Consider the following 1,861-nt stretch of genomic DNA (forward strand, 5'->3'; position numbering starts at 1 on the left):
CGAATACCCAGCGAGTCGTAAGGCACGATCCCTGACAGTGAAGCAGGCGCCTGCGGCTGGCTGCCGAAGCGGCTGTCGCGCAGCACGGCGTGGATATCGGTGCCTGCGCCCGGCAGTCCGGCCTGGGCCGCGTAGGCGAAGGCCAGTTCGCCGCCGAGTGCCGCATCATCCAGGCCTTCAAGATGTGCGCCCTTGCTGCCGGCGATCAGGTCCCATTGGGCGCGAATGCTGTTCTGGCGCTGTATTTTATTGTAGGCATCCACCATTGCCTGGAAGTCGTACTGCTCGGTCTTGGCGGTGGACGGGTCGGACGGGTCGGGCCGGCCGGAATGCGTACCCTGCGCAGCGTCGTCCACGATCTGCAAGGTCTGGACGTTCTGCTTGCTGCTGTCTGCATACCAGTCCTTCAGGGTGACGGAGTCCTTGCTGCCGACATGCAGTTCGAGGTCCGCGCTGCTGCGGTTGAACCACAGGTCGAGCACGCTGGCGCCGCCGAGCGATAGCGTGTTCGACGCGCCGGCGGCCGATACCAGCGTATCGCGGCCGTCGCCGCGGTTGAAGGCGATCACGTTGTGGCCGCCGCCGGGCAGGATGGTGTCGTCATGCTTGCCGCCGGCGATGAAATCATTGCCGTTCCCGGCTTCGATCCGGTCATTCTGGAAGCCGCCCAGCAGGGCGTTGTTGCCGTGCAGGTCGCGCAGCAGGTCGCGCCCGTTGCCGCCCTCGATCACATCGTTTCCGCCGCCGCCGTCCAGGGTGTCGTCGCCATTGCCGCCACCGATGTAATCGTTGCCGCCCTCGCCGTACAGCGCATCGGCGCGCGGTCCGCCATGGATCACGTCATTGCCGCTGCCCGAGCGGACCAGGTTGTTTTTGGGGCCGGCGTAAATGATGTCGTCGTCGCGACCGGTGACGATGGCAGCGTCTTTCGACCCCTGTATGGTGCGCGTTCGTATCAACAGGTCGTCGAAGGTCTTCACGCTGCCGTCGGGCATCTCGAAGCGCTCTATCGGCGAGACGTAGCGGCCTGCCGCGTCGCGCGTGACCAGGACATCAAAGCCCTGATCAGCCTGCTCGTTGCCGAACTCGTCGATGATGCGCAGGTAGGTGACCAGCGGCGCGGCAGCAGGATCGGGAGCAGGATAGTGAGCAAGATACTGCGCAAGATAGGGGGCAAGATCTTCAGAAATGGGGGCAGGATTGGCCGAGCCGACCCGCATTGCGACCCTGGCCACGGTCAGCCCGGGTCCGAAGCGCACGGTGTCCAGGCCCGCGGTGTCCTCGATGCGGTCCAGGCCGTCGCCGCTGGCAATCAGGTACAGGTCGTTGCCGCCGCCGCCGCGCAGCATGTCGTTGGCGGTTCCGCCATCGAGGGTGTCGTCGTCAGTGCCGCCCTCCAGCGTGTCGCGGCCTGCGGCGCCATCCAGCCGGTCGTTGCCGGCCCCGCCTGCAAGAAGATTGTTGCCGGCGTTGCCGCTCAGCCGGTTGTCCAGTTCGTTGCCGCTGCCCGACAGGTCGGCGCTGCCGGCCAGCGTCAGGTTCTCCAGGTTGGCGCCCAGCACGTAATGGTCCAGCGCGGTCTGTATGGTGTCGGTGCCGCCATCCACCTCTTCGACGACGATGTCGCCGCCAGCATCGACGACATACAGGTCGTCGCCGGCGCCGCCAGCCATGCGGTCGCTGCCGGCGCCGCCGTCCAGCACATCGCCGCCATCGCCGCCATCGAGATGGTCGGCGCCATCCATGCCGCGCAACTGATCGTCGCCTTGCCTGCCGAACAGGGCATCGTTGCCGGCTTCGCCATGCAGCTCATCGTCGCCGGCGTCACCGGACAGCACGTCATTGCCCTGGCCGCCGGCCA

Annotated in this window: 1 pseudogene; it reads right to left on the reverse strand. The window is 66.6% G+C overall.

The annotated features are described in order from the left end of the window. Positions 1–1,861 (reverse strand): annotated as a pseudogene (locus FVE66_RS20090) (calcium-binding protein); the annotation flags it as partial.

Source organism: Lacisediminimonas profundi (assembly GCF_008831265.1).
GTDB lineage: Bacteria > Pseudomonadota > Gammaproteobacteria > Burkholderiales > Burkholderiaceae_D > Lacisediminimonas > Lacisediminimonas profundi.